The sequence below is a fragment of the Acetobacter sp. DmW_043 genome (assembly GCF_002153485.1).
Classification (GTDB): Bacteria; Pseudomonadota; Alphaproteobacteria; order Acetobacterales; family Acetobacteraceae; genus Acetobacter; species Acetobacter thailandicus.
In genome coordinates this window covers 1-19,259 of the sequence record NZ_JOMN01000003.1, presented here as the reverse complement: position 1 = coordinate 19,259, position 19,259 = coordinate 1, and the positions used below count along the sequence as shown (strand labels likewise).

The window sequence follows — 19,259 nt, the reverse complement described above, 5'->3', positions numbered from 1 at the left end:
ATGCGTGTGTATGTTCAGGCCAGGCGTGTGCCCGAAGGGAGGGAAAAGCCACGCAGGAAGGTTTGCGCATCCATCATACGTCCGCCAGGCTTTTGTATGAGTGTCAGGCGCAGTGCACCGGTGCCACAGGCGATGGTTAATATGTCATCGAGCACTGTGCCCGGAGGTGCGGAATGCTGTTTATCTGCCAGAAGCTCAGCCGACCCGATTTTAAGAATCGTACCATCTTCCGTGCTGGTAAAAGTACCCGGCCAGGGGGTCAGGGCACGAATACGCCGGTCTGTGGCGCTGGCGCTGTCCTGCCAGTTAATGCGACCATCCTCTTTTGTCAGGCGGGGAGCGTAGGTAACACCGTCTTCTGGCTGAGGGGTTGCCTGTGGCAGATTGCTCAGGACTGACACGACCAGTTCACCACCAAGAGCACTCAGGGCATCATGTAATGTTGTCGCTGTGGTTGCCGGTGTGATGGGCGTTGCGGCATGCACCAGCATAGGGCCGGTATCAAGCCCGGCTTCCATTTGCATAATCGTGACACCGCTTTCTGTGTCGCCTGCCAGAACAGAACTCTGGATAGGCGAGGCACCGCGCCAGCGCGGCAGCAGACTTGCGTGAATGTTCAGGCAGCCAAGGCGGGGGGCATCAAGCATAATCTGAGGGAGAATCAGGCCATAAGCGGCTACGATTGCGGCATCAGCATTGAGTGCCGCAAAAGCAGCCCATTCTTCTTCATTCTTACGCAAAGAGAGGGGGTGCCTGACAGGAATGCCTAAGGCATCAGCTGCTTTATGAACAGGTGAGGGGCGGATAGCCTTGCCTCGCCCTGCCGGCCTGGGCGGCTGAGTGTAGACAGCAACAATCTCATGGCCGGCATCATGCAAAGCCTGAAGGGCAGGGACAGAGAACTCCGGTGTTCCCATAAAAATGAGGCGCATAATCAGAGTATCCCTGTCAGTGTTATCAGCGTTTTGCTTTTTGTTGTTTTGCCAGGCGGCGCATAATCATATTTTTGCGCAGAGCCGAAAGGTGATCGACAAATAAAATGCCTTCAAGATGGTCAATTTCATGCTGCATGCAGGTTGCCATCAGGTCATCAACCTCGCGTTCAATCGTGTCACCATCAACTGAGCGCCAGCGCACCCGTACTTTTTCAGGGCGAACAACTTCAGCATACTGATCGGGGAGTGACAAACAGCCTTCCTCGCGCACAGCCATCGTTTCTGTTTCGCTCAGAATTTCGGGGTTAATCATAATAATAGGTTCGCGGGCCTCGGGCTCACCCAGGTCAACCAGTGCAAAACGCAGGTCAAGACCGACCTGCGGAGCGGCCAGACCAATGCCGGGTGCTTTATACATGGCAGAAAACATGCCAGGCAGAAGACGACGAATGTCAGCCATATCCTCAGGGCGTACTTCGCGTGTTTTGCGACGCAGAACAGCATGAGGGGCAATGAGAATAGGCATAGGGGTCGCATCGGCTGCAGTTGCGGCGATAGCGATATCAGTCTGAAGCGCATGTGTCATATCAGCCGATTTAGCCTTCTCCTTCTGACTATGCCAGAGGAAAATAAGTCATTTTTCTTTAAAATGCTCATATTGCTTTTTGATTTACAGATATTCTGAGAGTTTCATCGCGGCTGAAAGCTGCCTTTGTCTTGAGTTTTTCTGATCCTCCCCCCATATTTTATGCAGTGACCGGATGCCATGTTGGGTCCGGCTTTGTCTCGCTCAGGAGGGAGGAGGCTTTTATGTCAGGCAGAGTATTTGGCTCCCCTATGTTTTTAGGGTTCGATCATCTGGAGCAGATGCTTGAACGTGCCAGCAAGGGAGCCAGTGATGGTTACCCGCCATATAATATTGAACAGGTTGCTTCTGATAAACTGCGGATTATTCTGGCAGTTGCAGGGTTTCGGATGGAAGATCTGCAGATCACGCAGGAGCATAATCAGCTTGTCATAAGAGGGCGGCAGGCAGAAGAGGAAGAAGAAAAAGTCTATCTGCACCGTGGCATTGCCTCGCGCCAGTTCCAGAAAGCGTTTGTCCTTGCTGAAGGGATTGAGACCGGGGGAGCCTGGCTTGATAATGGTCTGCTGCATATAGACTTATACCGTCCGCAGCCTGAGGTGCGAGTAAAGCGTATTGAGATTATGCAGCCTGGTCAGAAGAAGACATCTGCGAGGCGGACCTCCGGGGATTTTGTGCAACGGTCGTCAAGAATATTACATAAAGTTGAAAATGATGAGATAAGTTAATAAAACCGTGCTATTTATAAATTTATTTTAATAAATGGAGCGGATTATGAAGGTCACAACCCATAACGGAAAGATTGTTCTGGCACCGGATCAGCAAGCTATGCTGCTGAATACTCAGGACTTATCAGAGCATCAGTTTCTGATTATGGGGTTAACAAATGTTGCTTATGTGCGTCCTTCTGTAACGGCAGACGGACATGCAGCCTGGGCTATTCATGCGGCAGATGGTGCGTTGCTCTCAGTCGTTGATGATATTGAGGCCGCCTCGAGAATTATTTCGAAAAACGACATGGTTACAGCAGGACTGCAGTAAAGAATGCCAGAATACATCCGGTTAAGGCCAGTGGTATAAGATACGCCACTGGCCTTTGTCGTTTTTAAGGGAAAAAATCAGGCTGGCCCTGTATCAATCCAGCCAATATTACCGTCAGAGCGCCTGAAGATAACATTAATTTCCTGATTTTTACTGTTACGAAACAGAAGGAGTGTTGAGCCGGCGAGGTCAAGGCGCATAACAGCTTCGCTTACGCTCAGAAAAGGGATGTCCGTTGCCTGCTCAGCAATGATGACCGGAAAGGAGGCTTCCTCCGGTGGCGGGGTGATATCCTTACTTTCGTTAAATGAGGTTTCAGCATCGAGGATGTACGAGCGGCCTGTTTCAGGCGGCTGTTCAGTCTTATCCGCACGCGTATGCGAGGTTATACGCTGGTGATGGCGGCGCAGTCGTTTGGCAATATGTTCAGCAGCATCATCAAAGGCGACGTTCGCGTCAGCACCTTCACCTTCACCACGAAGGATAATACCGCCACGTCCTGCATGGACGTTAATATCGCACGTAAAAAACGAGCGTATTTTACTGAAAGTAACTTTAGCATCGAACGCTTTATCAAAATAGCGGCCGGTCAGTGTGTTGAGGTGGGTATTAACCCTGTGTTTTAGTGCATCAGAAAGAGTAACCTGTTTACCGGAAACATGAATATTCATTCGTGAGTCCTTTTCTAACCTGTTGCCGGAGTTATTTTTTGTCTTGATGGCAAAAAATCTACTTTACCTCTGGTATCAGAGCTAAGGCTGCAGAGCAGGGAGTCTGCAACACCCGTATCTATGATTTGGCCATGGTTGCCGGCGTCTGTCTATATTTTTATGACATTTCTGATAAATTATGAGCGCAGAGTATTAATAGTCTGTCGCGTGAAAGAAGAGGTTGTCAGGTTTAGTTACACAGCATAGAGATAAGTGCCTCTTCGATTTTGTATGTGAGTGCTATGCTGTTACTGTCTAACCCGCCTGCTGATATGCCAAAAATGCGTCGTAGCTGGCGTGTTAAGGTTGTTGTTCTGTGTGTGCTGGTTGCTGGCTACGGGGCTTTTGTATGGAGTTTTACCCATAAAAAACCACCGGTTCGGATGGAGCGTGTTATCATCCCCGCAAAGGTCGTTTCACATGTTGTAAAAGTACCTGCGGCACCACCAGCGCCACCTGTCGTTATGGTCGCGCCACCTGATATTCATCTGCCGGTTCCTTCTCTGGCACGCTGACAGTATTGCTTCTGTCAGAAGTGCACAGAAAAAGGGGAGGAGGTCAGAGCGAGAAGCTCTCCCCGAGGTAAACGCGTCGTACATCTTCATTGGCGACAATCTCATGAGGGACACCCTGCATGAGCACCTGTCCGCTGTGCATAATATAGGCGCGGTCAATAACTTCCAGCGTTTCACGCACGTTATGATCGGTAATCAGCACGCCAATGCCACGGTCTTTCAGGTGTGAAACCAGATCACGGATCTCACCGACCGCAATAGGGTCAATACCAGCCAGCGGCTCATCGAGCAGGATATAATTGGGCTGGCTTGCAAGGGCACGCGCAATCTCCAGTCGCCGGCGTTCACCACCTGACAGCGCAAGAGAAGGGGAGCGGCGCAGGTGTGAAATACCAAATTCACCCAGCAGACCATCCAGCATCATTTGCCGTTTGTCAGGGTCGTGCTCCACGACTTCCAGGGCCGCCATAATGTTTTGTTCAACATTGAGGCCACGGAAAATACTGGCTTCCTGCGGGAGGTAGCCAATGCCAAGGCGTGCTCTGCGATACATAGGCAGCTGGGTAATATTCGCGCCATCAAGTGTAATAGAACCGGTATCTGGCTGTACCAGACCAACAATCATATAAAAGCTGGTGGTTTTACCTGCGCCGTTTGGACCAAGAAGCCCAACAGCTTCTCCGCGGTGTACTTCTATCGAGACGTTTTTAACAACTTCGCGCTTTTTATAAGACTTTCCGATGCCGTGAGCAAACAGCCCATGGCCAGGGACGTGAAGCGGGTTGTCAGACACGAACTCAGAGCCGAGGAAACTATCGTCGGGGGCTTCGGGTGATGTCCATGGGCTTTGTGCCTGTGTCATCCTTATTTCCTGTCTGTGCTGTCTTTGCTGTTTGGCACGACAACACCGTTGACCCGGTTGCCGGGCTGTTCGGTCATAGTGGCAATGCCTGTATGCAGATTAATAATGGCCGCAGCACCCTGAATCTGGTTAGCGCCGCGGGTGATATGAACATTGCCTACAATGCGGGCAATGCCGGTGTCAGGAACATAAACACCGCGCTCGCCTGTTACGACTTCAGTCGGTGTTCTGACCCATACATGACCAAAGGCGTCAACTTTCTTCAGTTTGCCTGAGCCATCGGCCAGTCCGCCCTGACTTTTCTGAGCTTTTGTGGCTTTATCCTGGTCTTTTGTCTGCTCATCAGCCGGTGCGCTGTAGCCGACCAGAACATCGGCTTTGATCTGCCTGTGGTCATTTGTTGTCACAGTTGCATTTCCCCGCCCGATGGAGATGTGATCCTGTGAGTAATATTCCATTGAATCTCTGGCAGTCAGGAGATCCTGCGGGGTCACCATTTTCATATTTTTTCCCGTCATGACCAGGACGGCTTTGTCCATGTCATAAACGGCTTTGTCACCCCATGCCTGATCGGTCTGTGTAAAGATATGCACGTGACCAATGGCTTCAAGACGATAAATCTCGTTTGAGCCTGAGGAATCCATCGGGCCGGCTGAAGCATCAGCCGGAGGCGCTGCTGTTTTCTGAGGCGCGGTCTGTAGCGGAGCTGCACCCGTTTTAGCGTCATCTGTGCCGCTTTTTTTCCGGTAATAAGCGATAAGCTTATCTGCGGTGACCGTTGCGTCGCCCCGTACGGCCCGGGCGTCTTTATAGGCAGTAATTTTTTTCTGGTTCTGGTCCCAGTCAAACCCCCCGACTGCGGTGACAGTAATCTGCCCGCCGTGAGAGAGATCAATGGCCTGTGCCCGGGCATTTGTATGAGGCAGGACTGCTCCCACACAAACCGGGATGACAAATGCGGCGCACAGAGGGCGCAGCAAAGTTATGACAGAAAAAACCGGCAGGCGCATGGTCAGGAGGATTTCCCTTCCGGGGTGTCCGTTTTGTGGTCATCGTTGAGAATGATACGCCCGGGGCCGCGAAACTGTGCAATTCCGTCATGCTGAGACAGCACAAAGCCCTTCGCATCCAGAACGCCAAACGGCCCTTCAGCCCTGACCCACATATCAGAGGCAATAACGCCTTGTTTTAAATTAATATCAGCGACCGGGCTGCGAATCATGAGACCATCATTACGATACAGGGTTACTTCTCCTGTCAGATCAAGCAGGTTAGCATGTTGCATGTAAACCCCCTTTCTTGAACTGACAATAATCCAGTTATTCCCCTGGTTTATAATATCAGCAACCGGGCTGACCAGATCCATTCTCTCCTGGTCAATCTGATGCACGCTCTGGGCGGTAATCATAAAGGGGCGGTTATGTTCATCAACGCTGCGGTAGGTGGCGCCAACGAGGCTGCCGTTTTCGACGTGTATTTTTGTCAGGTCGCGCAGAGATGCACTGCCAGCATGAATGAGGCGGTCAACTTCAGGCCATACAGCAATCGAGACAAGCAGGAGCAGGGCCGTGCCAGGCAGCACCCATTTAGCCCATCGCAGCAATGTGCGGCGCCGTGCCAGCAGAGCTTCATTAGGGGCTTTGTGGCGCTTGAGGTTCGAGGCAAGCTGGTTGCGCTGCTGCCGTGTTGTCTCTTCCGAACGGGCAAAGTCGCTCCGGTGTGGGGTAACGGGTTTTGTCATCGGCCACCTGCCTTGAGTAAGTCGTGCATATGAACGACGCCAAGTGGTTTTTTATGGTCATCCAGCACAAAAAGAGAAGTGACCGGACGAGATCGGGTGTTCATGAGGCTTACTGCTTCTGACACAAAGATATCAGGAGAAATTGTCAGGGGGGTTGTGTTCATCACATCCTTTGCCTGTGTCACGGCAAGGTCAAGATCAAGCGCACGACGAAGGTCTCCGTCGGTAATCAACCCGACCAGGGTCTCGTTTTCGTCTGTTATGCCAATGCAGCCCAGCGCCTTGCGCGTCATTTCCATAATAATATCACGCATAGACGTGTCAGGATGCCCCAGCGGCATCATATCACCTGTGCGCATCAGGTCGCGTACAGTGCGTAACCTCATGCCCAGTCGCCCGCCAGGGTGGTATGAGCTAAAGTCACTGGCTGTAAAGCCGCGCTTTTGCAGAAGAGCAACAGCCAGCGCATCGCCAAAGGCAAGTTGTATTGTGGTGCTGGTTGTCGGAGCAAGGCCCATCGGACATGCCTCTTTCATTGCAGGCATAATTAAAGCAATATCAGCAGCACAGGCAAGGGTTGAATCAGGCTGACTTGTGACCGCCAGCAGTGGCAGGTTGTTGCTGCGGGTGTGTGCCGCAATATCGCCCAGCTCGGTTGTCTCTCCCGAGTTGGAAAAAGCAAGAACAGCATCCCCGGGACGGATCATCCCCAGATCACCATGAGAGGCTTCTGCCGGGTGTACAAACAGGGCCGGGGTACCGGTTGATGACAGAGTAGCCTGTATTTTACGTGCAATATGTCCTGATTTTCCAATGCCACTTACGACCAGGCGCCCGGTCAGCCCGCTTATCAGCGTGACGGCATCTGTAAACGCAGAGCCAAGGCCAGAGCAGTCCTGTAAAGCTTCTTCAAGCGCTTTCAGGCCGGCCTGTTCTGTACGAACGACATCAATGGCGCTGGCTGTCAGAGCGTGAAAAGTTTTGAGATGCAAGTCAGTTTGCCCTCTGGCTGTTACAGGTTGCTATATAGTGCGTGGAATGCCGGGATGATACCTGGCTCAGGAAGAACGGTGCGAGAAAATATCTGGTGTTTCGTAACCCAGAATATCAAGCTGAGCACGTGCCGGCAGAAAGTCAAAGCAGGCCTGTGCCAGTTCGGTGCGGTTTTCGCGCCGGAGCAGTTCTTCCATTTTCGCCCATAACGCATGGAGGTGCAGCACGTCAGAGGCTGCGTAGGTCATCTGTTCAGGGCTGAGTTCGGTTTTGCCCCAGTCAGATGTCTGCTGCTGTTTGCTCAGCTCTACCCCCAGCATATCACGACACAGGGCGGCAAGGCCATGACGGTCTGTAAAGGTGCGTACCAGGCGCGCTGCAATTTTGGTGCAGACAACCGGGCTGACTCTGATGCCCAGAGCATACTGAAGAATAGCGACGTCAAACCGTGCAAAATGCATAATTTTGGTGATGTCAGGGTTTGCCATCAGCTTTTTCAGGTTGGGGCAGTTATAGCCTGTGCCACCAAGAGATTCGGGAATGAGCTGCACCAGATGTGCTGTGCCATCACCTGATGAAATCTGTACAAGGCAGAGCCGGTCACGGTGGGGGTTAAGTCCCATTGTCTCGGTATCAACGGCAATTGAGTGCGTAAAGGTCAGATCATCAGGAAGATCATTACGGTGGAGAGTAATAGCGCCCTGAGACAGGGCCTGGGAGGTGTTCATGACCCGCTCCATAATTTTTTTTCTGTCAGGACGGCAAGCGATACAGCCGGGAGATGGAATTGTCCAATTCTCGTGTCAGCTACACTCTCATAACGGCGATTTAATGGCATCCGGGTTCTTTTGTCCGTTGCGAAGGCAGGGAACGTGTCAGGTGCAGCATTTCGGGATTATAATGTTTCTGCTAAGAACAGGTTCCCTTCTGGTATTTATTTTGTCATCTGCCAGAGCATAATGACAAAGAGACACAGGTTCTGATGCGCAATACTCGTCCCGCCCGCCCGTCACGTCGTGCAAAACCGGCACATTCTTCTGCAAGAGAGGGGGGGAGCGCTCCTGCGGGGTGTGTCTGGCTGTTTGGTACACATGCTGTTTCTGCGGCGTTGTGCAATCCACGCAGGGTCTTTCAGCGTTTATTACTGACTGACCAGGAAAGCGCGATTTTACAGGGAGCTGATGTTAAACACCGCCCTGAGCCTGAACTGGTTGCGCGCTCAGTGTTAGATGAGCTGCTCGGCCCCGATGCTGTGCATCAGGGCGTGGCTGCTCTTGTTAAAACACTGCCTGATCTTTCTCTGGCTGAAGCTGTTGAACGGCCTGGCCCGGTTCTTGTGCTCGACCAGGTGACGGATCCGCGTAATGTCGGGGCTATTTTGCGCTCTGCTGCAGCATTTGGTGCAGCCTGTCTTGTGGTTCAGGACAGGAATGCCCCGGAGGAAACAGCCGTGCTGGCTAAGGCTGCCTCCGGAGCTCTTGAGGTTGTGCCGGTAGTGCGTGAGGTGAATATTTCGCGTGCGATTGAAGCATTGCAGAAAGCAAATTTCTGGACCATCGGGCTTGATGCCGGCGGAGGGCTGCTTGAAGGTGCGTCTCTGACAGGTCGTCGCGTGGCTCTGGTCCTGGGGGCCGAGGGTAAAGGCCTGCGCCGCCTGGTCAGAGAGAGCTGTGATGAGATTGCCGGGCTGTATATGCCCGGCGATATGGAAAGCCTGAATGTATCAGTGGCAGCAGCTGTTGGCCTTTATGAGCTGGTGCGTGAGCGTGCACCAAGTGCGTACCATAACGCTGCGACAAAGAAGCCAATATAATAGCCAATATCTGCCCCGCCCAGCCAGCGCGCAACGGGGCCGGTATAAATTGTGCTGGTCGAAAAAAGCCCGATAGTAAGCACTGATGTTACGGTAAAAATCGTAGCCCCTCTGGTCCAGCCAGGGGGCACGGGTTTTGGGGTGCGGTCTCCAAAATACCAGTCGGCCAGCACAATGCCGATCCATGGGGCGATCCAGTACATCGTGACAAGCAGATAGTCAGTATAAAGGCTGGCGTACTGCCCGGCCCCCGCAACAGCCAGAACATAGCCCAGAGAGGCTGTCAGAACAGCAGCGGCAATGCGGGGTACATGCAGGCCGGCTGAGATGAGGCTGTAGCTTGCCGTATTATCGTTAAAAGAGTTGCCGGTGATGGATGAGAGCGCAATGGCTGCCAGCGCCACAATGCCAACGGGCCCCATCGCATGCTGAAATGAGGCAATAACAGCAGTTGGCGATGGCTCAGCGATGCTGCTTGCAGTCAGCAATCCAAGAATCTGGAATGGAATGGCAGACCCGAGCAGCCCCGTTAGTGCGAGGCCGATAATTTTAGTCGGGCTGGTGCTGGCTGGCAGGTAGCGTGTGTAATCTGATGAGTATGAGGCCCATGACAGGTTGAAGCTGACCAGAATGCCGGTTGCCAGCAAAAAAGTCTGCCAGCTGACAGGGTGCGTGGCTGTGAGGTGTGCTGTGCTGTGGCTGATTTGCACCCCTCCGATAATCAGAAAAGTGACAAGCAGCAGAGCACCGAGATATTTTTGTAAAAGCTGAACGACATGATGCCCGTAAACTGAAGCCATCATCTGCACTGCGGCCAGCAGACCCAGTGCCAGCCAGAAGGGAGCTGAGAGGCCGCACGCCAGGAGCAGAGCAATCAATGCTGTGGCAGCGGGTACATTGTTTACGGCATCCCACCCGACACAATAAATCCAGTTTAGAAAAGCAGGAGGTCTTACCCCCAGGCGACCAAGGGCCCGTCGTGAGGCCTCCATCTGGGTGAGGCCGGTCTCTGGTCCGATAGAGGCGGCAAAGGCTACAGGCAGGGCGCCGATAATATTTCCCACGATAATGGCCAGAACACCGGTATAAAAATCCAGTCCCATGCTGATCAGCAGTGCGCCTGTTACCCATCCGCCCGGGCCAAGGTTGGGTGAGAAATGGCTCCAGAACACGCGGTCAGTCGGCATTGTTTTAAGGGCGGCGGGCACGGGTTCGCGTACTGAGGCAGCTGATAAATCTTCCATCAGATAAGCGTGCGGAGAAGGGAGGGGCTGTGTCATAATATCTTCTGTTTCTCCGTCTGTTCTGGAGGGCACAAACTGCCTCGCTTTAAGGAAACTGTCAGCGTGCAATTATCATTTTTATTGCCGCGCAGGGGATGTGTCTCTGTAAGCGGTCAGCGCTGTATGCCTGTGGCCCGGTATATAACACCATAATATCACAATAAAAATGACGCACGAGATAAGAGTAATCCCAGCCTCTTCGTTCCGGGTGCAGAAATAACACCAGCAGGGTCTGCAACCAGTATATCACCTCCGCTCTGAGGTTTTTTACTCTCATCATATATCTGCCTTTAGTGACAGAATGAGTATTCTGCTTATCTCCCCTGTGTTTCGTGCAGTGACTGTTGTATCGTGCCTGCGCAGACAGATTTAGTTAAGGGGTTTTGCGGATTATGGTTCAGAACAGAATGACGAATGCAGGGACAGAAATGAAGCGTCGTGGTCTTTGTTTCGTTATTTCAGCGCCCTCAGGTGCCGGAAAATCAACAATCGCAAATGCATTGCGTGCCTCAGAACCTCAGCTGCGCCACTCTGTTTCTGTTACTACCCGCGCCCCGCGCCCGGGTGAGAAAGAAGGTGTGCATTATCACTTCCGTTCTATGGAGCAGTTTGAAACTATGGCAGCAGCGGGTGAGCTGCTCGAATGGGCAACTGTGTTCGGGCGTGGCTATGGCACCCCGCGTGCGCCGGTAGAAGAGGCCCTTTCTGCCGGATATGACATGGTGTTTGATATCGACTGGCAGGGGCACCAGCAAATTCGCACGGCGTTACCGGATGATGTGGTCAGCCTGTTTGTTCTTCCCCCCTCTCTGGAAGAACTCCGCAGACGTCTGGATAACCGGGCTTCAGACCACCCTGATGAAATTGCCCGTCGTATGGCGGCTGCACAGGATGAAATTTCACACTGGTCTGAGTTTGACCATGTTATCGTTAATAAAGACCTTGACCGCGCGATTTTTGAGGCGCGCTCTGTTTTGACAGCTGGTCGTCTGCGCATGCGTCGTCAGACGGGTCTGGCAGACTTTGTGGCTACGTTTGGAGTCTGATAGGTTATGGATTTCTCTTCTGTTTCAGTGCTTTGCGTTGGTGATGTTATGCTCGACCGTTTTTTATACGGTGGTATGGAGCGGATCTCACCTGAAGCACCGGTTCCGGTGTTGCTGCTGAAAAATAAAAGAGAAATGCCAGGTGGTGCGGGTAACGTGGCCAGCAATGTTACAGCACTTGGTGCCCGTGCTATTCTTATCGGGCTGGCCGGACGCGATGAGGCAGGCGCATTATTGCGTAACAGCCTTGCCGGTCGTGCTAATGTTGTTGATGCAACGGTTGAGAGCACCTGTCGCCCTACTATTTGTAAAACACGCTTTATTGCGGCTAACCAGCAGGTTGTGCGTGCTGATGAAGAGAGTGCTCTGCCGCTGCAGGAGGAAGAGGCTGAAGCGCTGAATGCTGCCATTGCACAATGGATAGACCAGGTGCAGGCTGTTGTTGTGTCAGATTACGGTAAGGGCGTGTGTTCCCCGCAGGTGCTGCAGCAGGTTTTTACTCTGGCGCATGCGCGTAAGGTGCCGGTGTTTGTTGACCCGAAATCACCTGACTACCGTCTGTATCGCGGGGCAACCTGCATCACACCGAATGCAAAAGAACTGGCAGCGGCTTCAGCCCTGCCTGTTGCGTCAGAAGAGCAGACTGAAGTCGCCGCCCGTAAAGTGATGGCTGCGGCCGGGGCAGATGCTATTCTCGCAACACGCTCTGAAAAAGGCATGATGCTGGTGCGCCATAATGGCCCGGTTTTGTCTGTGCCTACGCGTGCCCGTGAAGTCTTTGACGTTTCAGGTGCGGGCGATACCGTTATTGCAGCCATGGCCGTTGTCACAGGTTCTGGCAGTACGCTTGAGCAGGCTATGCGTGTTGCAAATGCCGCAGCGGGTGTTGTTGTGGCCAGACTGGGTACGGCCACAGCAGATATACAGGAAGTCATTCAGGAGCTGGAGAAACAGTCAGGCCCGGATGAAATGCCACATTTACTGTCTGCTTCAGCAGCGCATGCGCTGATACAGAAATGGCAGAGCAGGGGGCTGAGTGTTGGTTTTACCAATGGCTGTTTTGATATTATTCACCCGGGTCACGTTGACCTTCTGGCTGAGGCACGCGCTGCCTGTGACCGCCTTGTCGTCGCTTTAAATACAGACGCGAGTGTTCGTCGTCTCAAGGGGGATGAGCGGCCGGTTAACACACTTGATGCACGGGCCCGCGTTATTTCTGCCATCCGCCATGTCGATGCTGTTGTAGCCTTTGATGAAGATACCCCGCTGGAGATCATACAGGCGCTTGAGCCTGATGTACTGGTCAAGGGAGCAGACTATACACCTGAGCAGGTTGTCGGAGCACGTGAGGTAATAGCCGGCGGCGGGCGTCTGGTCCTGGTCGATCTGCTCAAAGGGCATTCAACAACAGCTACGATCGGACGGATCAAAGGTGTATGATGCAGCATATTTCTGAAAAAAAAACAGAGCCTCTGCTTATTATGCACCAGCGTTTTACGAACTGGCTTTTTGATGAGGCTTTGCCTTTCTGGGCGACAGCAGGGTGTGATGGCACACCAGAGAACCCTGCACTGTACGGCGCGCAGGAAAGCCTGACCCTGGAGGGTGTTTCAGCACAGGCACCTTTTAAAAGAGTGAGAGTGCAGGCCAGGCAGCTTTTTGTATTTTCGTGGGCCGCGTTACAGGGCCAGGCCGAAGGGCGTAGCCGGGCCGACGGTATTTTTGCTTTTTTATGCAATGCCCATAATGAACAGGGCAAATGGGGCCGCAGTCTGACACCCGAAGGTCAGCTTCTTGACCCCACGGCTGACCTTTATGATCTTGCTTTTGTTATCTTTGCTCTGGCCTGGTATGAACGGCTGGATCAAAGTGGTAAGGCGCTCGCTCTGGCGCGTCAGGCATTACGCTGGATCAGCGAAAATATGAGCACCCCTCAGGGTGGGTTTTTTAATACTCTGCCAGCGGGTGATGAGCCACGCCAGCAAAACCCGCACATGCATTTATTTGAGGCCATTCTGGCTTTGTATGAAACAACCGGTGAAATTGCAGACCTGACCCAGGCTCATGCTCTGTATGCTTTGTTCAGTCAGTTTTTACAGGATGAAACAACTGGCACACTGGGTGAATATTTCACGTCAGACTGGGCTCCCGCGCCCGGGCATGAGGGGAACTGGCTTGAGCCTGGCCATCACTTTGAGTGGGTCTGGCTTTTGTCAGAATATGAGCGCCTGACAGGCGTTATCACAAAAACACGTGCTGACAGACTGTATCAGTTTGCAAAACGCTATGGCCCCGACCCGGCGACAGGCCTGGTGTGTGATGCGCTGGGGCGTGATGGTTCAGTGCTTAAGGCGTCATCGCGTCTGTGGGTTCAGGGTGAAACGCTGCGAGCAGTGCTTACGGTTGATCCGCAGGACACTGACGGGCTGGCAGCCCGTATCGTTACAAACCTGCTTGAACGATATTTCACTGACTGTCCGGCTGGCACATGGCATGATCAGCTGAATGAGGCAGCCTATCCGGTTTCAAAGGCCATTCCGGCAAGTTCTCTTTATCATATTATAACGGCATATGATGTGCTGAATAAAGTTCGTTCAGAGGTGACACAATAAATATGGCACAGGCAGATACCGGGCTTACCGCTACTGAAGATTCTTCTCTTTCTCTTACCCTTCGGCACCCCCCGGCTAATATTGAGGCTGAGCAGGCATTGCTGGGTGCTTTGCTGACAAATAACCGTGCTTATGATCGTGTTTCTGATTTTTTGAGTGGGATGCATTTTGCTAACCAGGCAAATGGCCGGTTGTTTGATATCATCGCCCGCCGCATCGAAAGCGGTCAGCTGGCAGACCCGGTAACGCTGCGTGCTGAGCTGGTGAACTCTGATGTGCTCGAGCCGGTTGGTGGCATTGCCTATATGGGTAAATTGCTGACATCAATGGTTGGCATCATTAATGCTGGAGACTACGGGCGCACCATTTACGATGCCTGGATTCGCCGGCAGCTGATTGATATCGGCGAAGAGGTTGTTAACAAAGCATTTGGTAAAAGCTCATCTCTTTCCGGCCCGGATCAGATCGCGGCTGGTGAGGAGGCTCTTTTCCGTCTGGCTACAGAAAAAGGCCAGGACGGCGGGTTCGTTGAGTTTGGCCGTGCTTTGACCGATGCTATTGTGACGGCGGAGAAAGCATTTCAGAATGAAGGTCATGTTACAGGTCTGACCTCTGGTCTGGTTGATTTTGATAAAAAAACCGGTGGTTTTCATCCTTCTGATCTGTTGATTCTCGCTGGACGTCCGGCCATGGGTAAAACGGCGCTGGCGACCAAAATGGCGTTCTCTGCTGCGAGCTCCCTGCTTGAGGAAGCTGAGGCAACAGGTGCAAAGCCTAAAGGCACGGTTGCTATTTTCTCCCTCGAGATGTCGGCTGAGCAGCTCGCAACCCGTATTTTGTCAGAGCAGGCTCAGGTTTCGGGCGAGCGTCTGCGTCGGGGTGATATCAGGCAAAAAGAGTTTGATAGTTTTGTTCGGGTCAGCCAGAAGCTGGCTCGCCTGCCTATGGTCATTGATGACACACCAGCTATTTCGCTCTCTGCCATGCGTACGCGTTGCCGCCGGCTAAAGCGCACTAAGGGCCTGAGCCTGATAGTTGTTGACTATCTTCAGCTTATGCGTCCGTCGGTCGGGACAAAGCCTGAAAGTCGTGTGCTCGAAATTTCTATGATTACACAGGGTCTGAAAGCGATAGCAAAAGAGCTTGAGGTGCCGGTTATTGCTCTCTCACAGCTGTCGCGTCAGGTTGAATCGCGTGAAGATAAACGCCCCATGCTGTCAGATCTTCGTGAATCAGGCTCGATTGAGCAGGATGCTGATGCCGTGATGTTTGTTTACCGTGATGAATATTATCTTCAGCAGCGTATGCCGAAGGAAGTTTCTTTTGATTCTAAAGAAAAATACTCAATGGCACTTGATGACTGGCAACATAAAATGAGCCTGGTTCATAACAAAGCTGAACTGATTCTTGAAAAGCAGAGACATGGTCCGACAGGTACGGTGCATCTGTTCTTTGAAGGTGAATATACGCGTTTTGGTAACCTTGATGAAATTCATGATGATGGTCACCATTACTGATATGATAAGAGCCTGACTTAAATTGTGAAAAAAGAAGACTGGTATGACATTTTTTAAATTTATAATGTCGAAATTAAAAAGGCAGTCAGAGCAGTCTTCTCTTACTCTCGCTCAGGCCTCTTCCGGGGTGACGGAGCTTGAGGCGCCAGTATCATATCCGGCGTTGATGGTGGAGGGTGGGGTGCTGCCCGACGGTTCGCGCTCAGTTTTTTATGGCTGGCAGAGTAAGGCACTGACACTGCGTCAGTATATTCTGTCAAAAGTTGTTCTTGATCGTTCTCTCATGGTGTTCCTCAAAAATGGCCACCCTGTTGCAGAGACATCTTACCTTCAGCCCCCTGATGCGGTGGCAGCGCTGACAGTGCGCCCGGGTGATCTTTCAAAAGAATTTCTGAAAGAGCCAGTTATGGCTGCCAGTTTTGACCACTGGGATATTAATTTTTTCCACTGGGTAAGGCATACTGTCCCGACTTTTTTTGCCCTGCGTGAGGCGCAGTATAAAGGCGGTTTTATTTTGCCTTACCTGCAGCCATGGCAGGCTGAAACGCTCAAAATGAATGGTTTTGAGAATGCCCCTCAGGCCACCACGCATCATGGTCATCAGTATGCTTTTAAACAGGTTATTTATACTGATTATGTGAGAGGCCTTGCTGATTTTTCGGTGTCGCCTCTTTCAGCGCGGGCCTATCACACCCTGGTGGCTGAAGCCGGTGGCTGTAAGCCGGATGAGCGTGATTTGTTTATTTTTATTGAGCGTGGCAGCGCGTCTAACAGGGCTATGCCAAATGAGGCTGAACTGGCTGAGGCTATGAGGGAAGCTGGTTTTACGGTTATCCGGCCAGAGACATTAAGCGTTGCCGGGCAGATGCGTTTTTTTGCGCGGGCACGTATGGTCGTGGGTTCACTGGGTGCTGCTATGGCAAATGTTGCCTGGTGTCACCCCGGTACAGTCGTATATGAGCTTGTGCCGGCACACCATCAAAATCCCTGCACACTGGCTCTCACCACTCAGATGGGATTGTTATACTGGGGCGACCTGATTGAAACAGGTGTGGAGGGGGACAACCATACTGCGGCCTCTCTGCGTGGGTTCGATGTGCCGGCTGTTATCGGGCGGGCAAAGCAGCTGCAACAATATGTTGTTTAGTATTTTACCGGGTTATTTATCAGCTTAGCTTCAGGGCCTGTTAATTTATTGAGACTGTGAAAGCAGATATTTAAAAGGAAAAATATGGATTATCATATACAGGAAGCAAGTTTTGATTTGCCAGCTGGTTTTGTCGATCAAAGCATCAATGTTCTGACCATTACGCCTGAAAATGGTGAGCCGTTCAGTCTGATGATAACCCGCAGCGTTCTTATAGATTCCGAAACACTGCCAGCCTATATCGCCCGGACTATTATAAATACTGAAACGGAAGAGAATTTTTTTAAACTCTTATGGAAACGCTCTTACACGATTCAGGAGAGGCCATGCTTTATTCTTGCTACTCTCATAGGAAACGAAAAGTATCCCTCTGAACAGCGTCGTATTTATATACAGAATAATATGCAGGTTCTGACATTTATAGCGACTGTTCAGAAGAAATTCTCAGAAGCACAGCTTAATGCCTTAAATAATTTAAGCAAAAGTTTCCAATTTAAAGATTAAATGATAGTAATCTTTCTTCCGGAAAAGGGAGAAAGAAAATGGCAGGTAAACCCGCCGCCCGTATTACAGACCTTCATACCTGTCCGCAATTTTCAGGTCTTGTGCCGCATGTCGGAGGCCCTGTCGTACAGGGTTCTCCAGATGTTACTATTAACGGTATGCCTGCTGCCCGTACAGGCGATACAGCACTTTGTAATGGTCCGTCAGATTCTGTGGCTCAGGGCTCTCCTACCGTTTTTATTAATGGTAAACCTGCCGCCCGGATGGGTGATAAAACAGCGCATGGTGGAGTAATCACAGCTGGTAGCCTGAATGTGTTTATCGGAGATCGTGGTGGTCGAGTTTCTCCGGCTTTGTGTCCGGTACAGGCCGCTCAGAAAGAGACTGCTTTTTTTTCTGACCGAAAATGAGCGATCTTCTCTCAGACCTTAAAAACAGACTGGCAGAATGGCTGACAACAGGGACTGTTTTCGCTGTTATTGAAGGTGCGGCATACCCTGATTGTCCGGCTTTGTTGAAAGCGCATGGTCTGATTTATGGTTCGTTATTCCGGGAGCCATGTGACCCTGACATTTTACGAACGGGTCCTTTTCTGATTCAGGCTGAACAAAAAAAGCTGGATAATCTGCTTTCTATACCAGGCATCATTCGCAACGCTATATTCTGGCATACATCAGAAATCAGCGGACATGTTTTCTGGTCTCACCTGCGTAAACTGACCAAAGTCAGTATACCCTCATCACTTGATGATGGCAGTGGTCAAAAAATGAGAACCGCTATGTTTCGTTTTCAGGATCCATGGGTCACAGAACGTATCTTTCCAATATTCACCCCAGCTCAGCGTGCTCGATTTTTTGGTCCGGCAAATGCTCTGCTCATTGCAGTGCCAGATGGGGTGAAAATAGTCAGGCGTAATCTCAGGTGGCCTGCTCCTCAGCCCGGTGTTCTGACCCTCTCACCAGAACAAACGACACAGCTTGAAAATGCCCGTTATGAGCAGAATATAAGAAGATTTATTACCTATTTACGGGCGTCATGGCCCGATAAAACAGCCTCTGTGACAGATGTGGAGATGCATACTCTGGTGGAGGAGGAAATCAGGCATGGAGCATCATGGGGACTGACGACAACGCCGTGTCTGATCTTTTTTTGCCGAAGCGTTATCGTTGGAGACACGGCCTTCATGAAAGATGAGGCGTTTAAAAAATATATCATGCATGGAGATGAGAGCACATCTCATATGACACCAGATGAGCGTCTGGTAAAATCTATAAGAGACGCCGCCCGGCACGATCTTCAGAAGGAGCTGGAGAAATGAGCGGTGATTCAGATAACGCAGATAATTCAAAATGGTTTACACCACAGGCAGAGTCAGCATCATCTGCTACGGAGAAAAACGCTGATCTTACCCGAGTAATGCAGGATGCAAGTGGTCACGACAAATCTCTGCCAGCATCAGCTCTGTCTAAAAAAATTACAGTTTCTGGTTCGTCTTCTTTATTAGGAGGGAATGTTTCTCATGGTCAGTCATCATCGATAATAAGTCAGGAGCATGATGTCATAGCTGTTGTTCCTGATAACGGGGAAACCCTGAAAGCACCATTAGAAGAATGTTATAACTGTAATGAAGCAGTAAAACGTCTTCCTTTTGAAAGTGAGAAACCTTACTATACAATATCAGATGATGATTTAAGAAAAGAAAATATAAAAAAACTTAAAGAATTAAAAGAAAAATTAGGGTCTAATTCTAAGAAATCAATAAAAGATAAAATTGGTCCAGCCCATGCTATAGCATTTAATAGGAGAAATGGAAAAACTTACACAGGAATAAACCATAAAAAAGGGAGTATTCCAGAAGAATCTAATAATTATATTTTAGAGAGAATGAATAATCTAGGGCCTGTTAGAACTTAATCCAGTCTGCTGTTGCTGCGATATGGATGACGGCAAGGAA

22 protein-coding genes are annotated in these 19,259 nt (G+C 51.0%); 13 read left to right on the top strand and 9 right to left on the bottom strand.

Translation table 11 applies throughout. The features are described from left to right. Positions 1-14: 14 nt before the first annotated feature. Both fmt and def read right to left on the bottom strand, forming a co-directional pair. Positions 15-932: a methionyl-tRNA formyltransferase gene (fmt, locus tag HK11_RS00360; RefSeq protein WP_086553360.1), complete on the bottom strand. Its 918-nt coding sequence runs from the start codon at positions 930-932 to the stop codon at positions 15-17. Positions 933-957: 25 nt separating this feature from the next. Then, positions 958-1,521 (bottom strand): peptide deformylase, encoded by a 564-nt coding sequence (def, locus tag HK11_RS00355; RefSeq protein ID WP_086553359.1) that lies wholly within the window; start codon positions 1,519-1,521, stop codon positions 958-960. A gap of 224 nt (positions 1,522-1,745) precedes the next feature. Between def and HK11_RS00350 the strand changes: the two genes are divergently transcribed. Beyond that, positions 1,746-2,249, top strand: coding sequence for an Hsp20 family protein (locus HK11_RS00350; protein WP_086553358.1), 504 nt, complete (start codon positions 1,746-1,748; stop codon positions 2,247-2,249). Between the two features lie 46 nt (positions 2,250-2,295). Beyond that, on the top strand, positions 2,296-2,562 hold the full coding sequence (locus tag HK11_RS00345; protein WP_086553357.1) for a hypothetical protein: 267 nt from the start codon (positions 2,296-2,298) through the stop codon (positions 2,560-2,562). A 77-nt stretch (positions 2,563-2,639) separates the two neighbouring features. On the opposite strand, the gene hpf is transcribed toward HK11_RS00345, so the two are convergent. Next, positions 2,640-3,233, bottom strand: coding sequence for a ribosome hibernation-promoting factor, HPF/YfiA family (gene hpf, locus HK11_RS00340; RefSeq protein WP_086553356.1), 594 nt, complete (start codon positions 3,231-3,233; stop codon positions 2,640-2,642). Between the two features lie 281 nt (positions 3,234-3,514). Between hpf and HK11_RS00335 the strand changes: the two genes are divergently transcribed. After that, complete coding sequence (locus HK11_RS00335) at positions 3,515-3,787, top strand: hypothetical protein (RefSeq protein ID WP_143216334.1); 273 nt, start codon at positions 3,515-3,517, stop codon at positions 3,785-3,787. Positions 3,788-3,830: 43 nt separating this feature from the next. Here HK11_RS00335 and lptB read toward each other — a convergent pair whose 3' ends face one another. The 5 genes from lptB to HK11_RS00310 all read right to left on the bottom strand — a co-directional run bounded on the left by lptB (position 3,831) and on the right by HK11_RS00310 (position 8,111). Beyond that, positions 3,831-4,649, bottom strand: a complete 819-nt coding sequence (gene lptB / locus HK11_RS00330) for an LPS export ABC transporter ATP-binding protein (protein WP_143216333.1) — start codon at positions 4,647-4,649, stop codon at positions 3,831-3,833. A gap of 2 nt (positions 4,650-4,651) precedes the next feature. After that, positions 4,652-5,659 (bottom strand): LptA/OstA family protein, encoded by a 1,008-nt coding sequence (locus HK11_RS00325; RefSeq protein WP_086553354.1) that lies wholly within the window; start codon positions 5,657-5,659, stop codon positions 4,652-4,654. Positions 5,660-5,661: 2 nt separating this feature from the next. Continuing rightward, positions 5,662-6,390 (bottom strand): LPS export ABC transporter periplasmic protein LptC, encoded by a 729-nt coding sequence (lptC, locus tag HK11_RS00320; protein WP_086553353.1) that lies wholly within the window; start codon positions 6,388-6,390, stop codon positions 5,662-5,664. After that, positions 6,387-7,382, bottom strand: a complete 996-nt coding sequence (locus HK11_RS00315) for an SIS domain-containing protein (RefSeq protein ID WP_086553352.1) — start codon at positions 7,380-7,382, stop codon at positions 6,387-6,389. The genes lptC and HK11_RS00315 overlap by 4 nt, the downstream gene beginning before the upstream one ends. Before the next feature lie 66 nt (positions 7,383-7,448). Beyond that, the gene (locus HK11_RS00310; RefSeq protein ID WP_086553470.1) at positions 7,449-8,111 is read right to left on the bottom strand and encodes a ribonuclease D; all 663 of its coding nucleotides are present in this window, start codon (positions 8,109-8,111) and stop codon (positions 7,449-7,451) included. A 254-nt stretch (positions 8,112-8,365) separates the two neighbouring features. On the opposite strand from HK11_RS00310, the gene rlmB reads away from it, so the two are divergent. Continuing rightward, a complete protein-coding gene (gene rlmB / locus HK11_RS00305) occupies positions 8,366-9,196 on the top strand; it encodes a 23S rRNA (guanosine(2251)-2'-O)-methyltransferase RlmB (RefSeq protein WP_086553351.1) in 831 nt (276 codons plus the stop codon). On the opposite strand, the gene HK11_RS00300 is transcribed toward rlmB, so the two are convergent. Beyond that, entirely contained in the window at positions 9,130-10,476 is a 1,347-nt protein-coding gene (locus HK11_RS00300; RefSeq protein WP_086553469.1) for a cytosine permease, read from the bottom strand. The two genes, rlmB and HK11_RS00300, sit on opposite strands and share 67 nt — an antisense overlap. A gap of 395 nt (positions 10,477-10,871) precedes the next feature. On the opposite strand from HK11_RS00300, the gene gmk reads away from it, so the two are divergent. The 9 genes from gmk (at position 10,872) to HK11_RS00250 (ending at position 19,219) form a co-directional block, all read left to right on the top strand. Then, positions 10,872-11,525, top strand: a complete 654-nt coding sequence (gene gmk, locus HK11_RS00290; RefSeq protein WP_086553349.1) for a guanylate kinase — start codon at positions 10,872-10,874, stop codon at positions 11,523-11,525. Positions 11,526-11,531: 6 nt separating this feature from the next. Next, a complete protein-coding gene (gene rfaE1, locus HK11_RS00285) occupies positions 11,532-12,965 on the top strand; it encodes a D-glycero-beta-D-manno-heptose-7-phosphate kinase (RefSeq protein WP_086553348.1) in 1,434 nt (477 codons plus the stop codon). After that, the gene (locus HK11_RS00280) at positions 12,962-14,137 is read left to right on the top strand and encodes an AGE family epimerase/isomerase (RefSeq protein WP_086553347.1); all 1,176 of its coding nucleotides are present in this window, start codon (positions 12,962-12,964) and stop codon (positions 14,135-14,137) included. Before rfaE1 ends, HK11_RS00280 begins: the two co-directional genes overlap by 4 nt. Positions 14,138-14,139: 2 nt before the next feature. Further along, complete coding sequence (locus HK11_RS00275; RefSeq protein ID WP_086553346.1) at positions 14,140-15,654, top strand: replicative DNA helicase; 1,515 nt, start codon at positions 14,140-14,142, stop codon at positions 15,652-15,654. Between the two features lie 43 nt (positions 15,655-15,697). Next, positions 15,698-16,801, top strand: a complete 1,104-nt coding sequence (locus HK11_RS00270; protein WP_086553345.1) for a DUF563 domain-containing protein — start codon at positions 15,698-15,700, stop codon at positions 16,799-16,801. Between the two features lie 84 nt (positions 16,802-16,885). Next, complete coding sequence (locus tag HK11_RS00265) at positions 16,886-17,305, top strand: DcrB-related protein (RefSeq protein WP_086553344.1); 420 nt, start codon at positions 16,886-16,888, stop codon at positions 17,303-17,305. 38 nt (positions 17,306-17,343) lie between these two features. Beyond that, positions 17,344-17,715: a PAAR domain-containing protein gene (locus tag HK11_RS00260; protein WP_086553343.1), complete on the top strand. Its 372-nt coding sequence runs from the start codon at positions 17,344-17,346 to the stop codon at positions 17,713-17,715. Further along, a complete protein-coding gene (locus tag HK11_RS00255) occupies positions 17,712-18,623 on the top strand; it encodes a DUF4123 domain-containing protein (RefSeq protein ID WP_086553342.1) in 912 nt (303 codons plus the stop codon). Before HK11_RS00260 ends, HK11_RS00255 begins: the two co-directional genes overlap by 4 nt. Beyond that, positions 18,620-19,219, top strand: coding sequence for a hypothetical protein (locus tag HK11_RS00250; RefSeq protein ID WP_086553341.1), 600 nt, complete (start codon positions 18,620-18,622; stop codon positions 19,217-19,219). The genes HK11_RS00255 and HK11_RS00250 overlap by 4 nt, the downstream gene beginning before the upstream one ends. Positions 19,220-19,259 lie beyond the last annotated feature (40 nt).

Bases quoted from the DNA above. Each gene is read 5' to 3' on its own strand.
- HK11_RS00350 (WP_086553358.1), top strand. From the start codon at position 1,746: ATGTCAGGCAGAGTATTTGGCTCCCCTATGTTTTTAGGGTTCGATCAT.
- HK11_RS00260 (WP_086553343.1), top strand. From the start codon at position 17,344: ATGGCAGGTAAACCCGCCGCCCGTATTACAGACCTTCATACCTGTCCG.
- HK11_RS00310 (WP_086553470.1), bottom strand. From the start codon at position 8,111: ATGAACACCTCCCAGGCCCTGTCTCAGGGCGCTATTACTCTCCACCGT.
- def (WP_086553359.1), bottom strand. From the start codon at position 1,521: ATGACACATGCGCTTCAGACTGATATCGCTATCGCCGCAACTGCAGCC.
- HK11_RS00325 (WP_086553354.1), bottom strand. From the start codon at position 5,659: ATGCGCCTGCCGGTTTTTTCTGTCATAACTTTGCTGCGCCCTCTGTGC.
- rfaE1 (WP_086553348.1), top strand. From the start codon at position 11,532: ATGGATTTCTCTTCTGTTTCAGTGCTTTGCGTTGGTGATGTTATGCTC.
- HK11_RS00270 (WP_086553345.1), top strand. From the start codon at position 15,698: ATGACATTTTTTAAATTTATAATGTCGAAATTAAAAAGGCAGTCAGAG.
- gmk (WP_086553349.1), top strand. From the start codon at position 10,872: ATGGTTCAGAACAGAATGACGAATGCAGGGACAGAAATGAAGCGTCGT.
- fmt (WP_086553360.1), bottom strand. From the start codon at position 932: ATGCGCCTCATTTTTATGGGAACACCGGAGTTCTCTGTCCCTGCCCTT.
- rlmB (WP_086553351.1), top strand. From the start codon at position 8,366: ATGCGCAATACTCGTCCCGCCCGCCCGTCACGTCGTGCAAAACCGGCA.
- lptC (WP_086553353.1), bottom strand. From the start codon at position 6,390: ATGACAAAACCCGTTACCCCACACCGGAGCGACTTTGCCCGTTCGGAA.
- HK11_RS00250 (WP_086553341.1), top strand. From the start codon at position 18,620: ATGAGCGGTGATTCAGATAACGCAGATAATTCAAAATGGTTTACACCA.
- hpf (WP_086553356.1), bottom strand. From the start codon at position 3,233: ATGAATATTCATGTTTCCGGTAAACAGGTTACTCTTTCTGATGCACTA.
- HK11_RS00275 (WP_086553346.1), top strand. From the start codon at position 14,140: ATGGCACAGGCAGATACCGGGCTTACCGCTACTGAAGATTCTTCTCTT.
- HK11_RS00265 (WP_086553344.1), top strand. From the start codon at position 16,886: ATGGATTATCATATACAGGAAGCAAGTTTTGATTTGCCAGCTGGTTTT.
- HK11_RS00280 (WP_086553347.1), top strand. From the start codon at position 12,962: ATGATGCAGCATATTTCTGAAAAAAAAACAGAGCCTCTGCTTATTATG.
- HK11_RS00255 (WP_086553342.1), top strand. From the start codon at position 17,712: ATGAGCGATCTTCTCTCAGACCTTAAAAACAGACTGGCAGAATGGCTG.
- HK11_RS00300 (WP_086553469.1), bottom strand. From the start codon at position 10,476: ATGACACAGCCCCTCCCTTCTCCGCACGCTTATCTGATGGAAGATTTA.
- HK11_RS00335 (WP_143216334.1), top strand. From the start codon at position 3,515: ATGCTGTTACTGTCTAACCCGCCTGCTGATATGCCAAAAATGCGTCGT.
- lptB (WP_143216333.1), bottom strand. From the start codon at position 4,649: ATGACACAGGCACAAAGCCCATGGACATCACCCGAAGCCCCCGACGAT.
- HK11_RS00345 (WP_086553357.1), top strand. From the start codon at position 2,296: ATGAAGGTCACAACCCATAACGGAAAGATTGTTCTGGCACCGGATCAG.